The sequence below is a fragment of the Schwartzia sp. (in: firmicutes) genome, from assembly GCF_978017985.1.
On the sequence record NZ_CDXDFU010000042.1, the window covers coordinates 1 to 2,800 of the forward strand.

At 50.1% G+C, this 2,800-nt stretch carries 3 protein-coding genes; 1 reads left to right on the top strand and 2 read right to left on the bottom strand.

Annotation, left to right across the window (positions count from 1 at the left end):
* On the top strand, window positions 1-1,305 hold a 1,305-nt coding region (locus ACY69O_RS02135; RefSeq protein ID WP_462331824.1), incomplete at its 5' end, for a methyl-accepting chemotaxis protein.
* Between the two features lie 63 nt (window positions 1,306-1,368).
* On the opposite strand, the gene ACY69O_RS02140 is transcribed toward ACY69O_RS02135, so the two are convergent.
* Together ACY69O_RS02140 and ACY69O_RS02145 are read right to left on the bottom strand one after the other, a co-directional pair.
* A complete protein-coding gene (locus ACY69O_RS02140) occupies window positions 1,369-2,256 on the bottom strand; it encodes a carbohydrate kinase family protein (RefSeq protein ID WP_462331825.1) in 888 nt (295 codons plus the stop codon).
* A 151-nt stretch (window positions 2,257-2,407) separates the two neighbouring features.
* Window positions 2,408-2,800: hypothetical protein (locus ACY69O_RS02145; RefSeq protein WP_462331826.1), on the bottom strand; the 393-nt coding region annotated here is incomplete at its 5' end.

Sequence of the window (2,800 nt, forward strand, 5' to 3'; positions counted from 1 at the left end):
CATATCACTGAAATGGCGCAGAACAAAAAAGGCTATTTCGTCGCTAATGTCAACGGCACTGAGATGGTTGTCGGCTATGACTCCATGGAGCTCACCGGCTGGATTGTAGCTGTATCTGCTCCGACGGATTTCGTCTTCGCAGAAATTAACAAGCTCCGCATGATATACGGAATCCTCACAGTAATAGGAGTAGTGCTGATACTCGTTGCACTCCTGGCCTTCTCCAACGTCATTGTGAAGCAGGTTCTCGCGCTCATGGGACACATGGGAGAAATGTCAAAGGGCAATCTCAGACTTGAACCCCTGCCAATCACGACCAGCGACGAATTTGGTCAGATGTCAGGCCAGTTCAATGATATGGTTAAAAATCTCAGTGGACTCATAAAGAAAATGGCTCACACTGCAGAGCAGGTAGCTGCCTCAAGTGAAGAGCTGACAGCAAGCTCGCAGCAGGCGGCAGAAGCGGCAACCCATGTTGCTCAGACCGTAACAGGTGTGGCAGACGGCATGGAAAGCCAGCTCACAAGCGTAGACCAGGCGAAGCAGAATATCGACAACGCCTTTGTTGATATCAACGCCATGACGGAAAAAGCAGCTACTGTCACGGAGAATACGGAGCAGATGGCAGGAGCGGCGGACAACGGTGCTCATCTCATGCAAAACGCCATGGAAAAGATGGGCAGCATAGAGCAAAGCGTTTCGAACTCTGCACAGGTCGTCAAGAAGCTGGGTGAGAACTCACAGCAGATTGGACAGATTGTTGACAGTATCTCCGCAATCGCAGACCAGACAAACCTCCTTGCGCTGAACGCGGCTATAGAAGCTGCCCGCGCGGGCGAAGCAGGACGCGGCTTCTCCGTCGTAGCAGAAGAGGTAAGAAAGCTCGCAGAGCAGTCCCAGCAGTCGGCAGAGGAAATCAAGCAGCGTATTTCCGTAATCCAGGGAGATACGGAGGAAGCTGTCGTTGCTATGGAAGCCGGTACTAAAGAGGTCGCCCTCGGGACGCAGGCAATCCGTGAGGTTGGCGAACAGTTCAAGGATATCACAGCCCGAGTCACATCAATCAAATCGGAAATGGAAGAAATCAACGGCGCTGTACAGACGGTATCAAGCGGAATGCAGGGTGTCGTTGCGGCTATGGAGACCATAGACAAGGTAAGCCGCTCCACCAGCGAAGAAACCCAGACCATCTCTGCGGCTGCCGAAGAACAGTCAGCATCCAGCGAGGAAATAGCTTCTGCCTCCCATTCACTGGCAGACCTTGCCCAGGAACTCCAGGATGCAGCAGGAAAATTCCGTACCTGATAAAATTACATACGGCATCAAAAAAGCTCTGCGCATCGCCGCAGAGCTTTTTATTTTGCTGACTTATTCGTTTATATATACGTTCTCTTCTTTTCCGATAACCTGCGAGGCAGCCTCTGTTCCCAGACGGCACGCCTCTTCAAGGGATTCGCCGCGGGTGAGTCCCACAGCCGTGCCGGAGAAGAACGCGTCCCCTGCTCCCGTAGTATCCACTATCTTTACCTTTTTAGCAGGGCAGATACCCGCGTTTCCTTTTTCATCGAGATAAGCAGCGCCGTCAGCATCCATGGTGACCACAAGATTTTTAATTCCCAGAGCGTCCTTCTTTTTCTGCATGAGAATCAGCATAGCCTCAGGATTGTCCACCTTCTCGCCGAAAAGCGTCTGAGCTTCGAGACGGTTGCAGATAAAACACTCAGCCTGACGCACATAGTTCATGCGCTTCATGGCAAGCTCAATATTCGAAATAACGATATAAACAGGTACTCCATGCTTTTCTGCAAGGCGGAAGGTCTCCTCGGCGATTTCCTCCTCCATATCAAGCTCAAGAAGAACACTGTCGGCCCATGTAAAAATCTCGTCCCCGTGCTCTACAAGAATGTCACGGATAGGCAGGAGATTCGGCCGCTTTGATATATTCGCGCAAAGCTCTCCCGTTCTGTCAAAAATAGCCATCCAGGTACCCATGCCGTCGTCTGTCGCCCGCATGAACTTCGTATGGATATTTCTGCGTTCAAGGCGTCCCTTTACATCTATTCCTATTCCGCTTTTATCAACGAGGCTCACAAAGGAAACATTCTCCCCGAAGCTCGCCACGTCCTCGGCGATATTTCTCCCCACGCCGCCGTGAAACTGCAGCACATCGCCGACATTTCTCCCCGTCGGTATAAAATTCCCCAGAGGATATCCCTTTATATCCACGTAAACTGTTCCGATGACCGCTATATTCATTCCGTCTCCCCGTTTCTGCTAAATGATTCCTTGTAAAAAAACTTCCCCATGCAAGTATACCGTATTTGCAGAGATTTTTCCGCAGATTTTCTCCATAAGGACAAAAAAATACTGCCGCACGAAAATTTCATGCAGCAGTATATGATCGGTCTTAGTTGTACTTTTTCAGATCAGCTTCACGGAATTCCCTGAGACGGTCAAATTTTGCGCCCAGGCCCCTCATGAACGTACCGCCTACGCGCTCAACCATCATGTGCGCCTCTTCCTTGGATTCCGTCGGTGCCTTGCCCGAAAGAATCATGGTAACAAAACCGTGCACATACATCATCATGGTCTGAATAAATTTGTCTGCATCATCTACAGAGATAGACATTATATCAGCAATCTGACGTGCCATATTCTCGTCAAGGGAGTGGTCCATCAGAATGACAAACTGCTCTGCAAATGTGTGACCTTCATGTGCTTCCGTGAGGAAACGTGCGAGGTTCGGCTTATCGAATGCAAAATCGATATAACGGCAGCCCATACCGCGGAAACGGTCAAC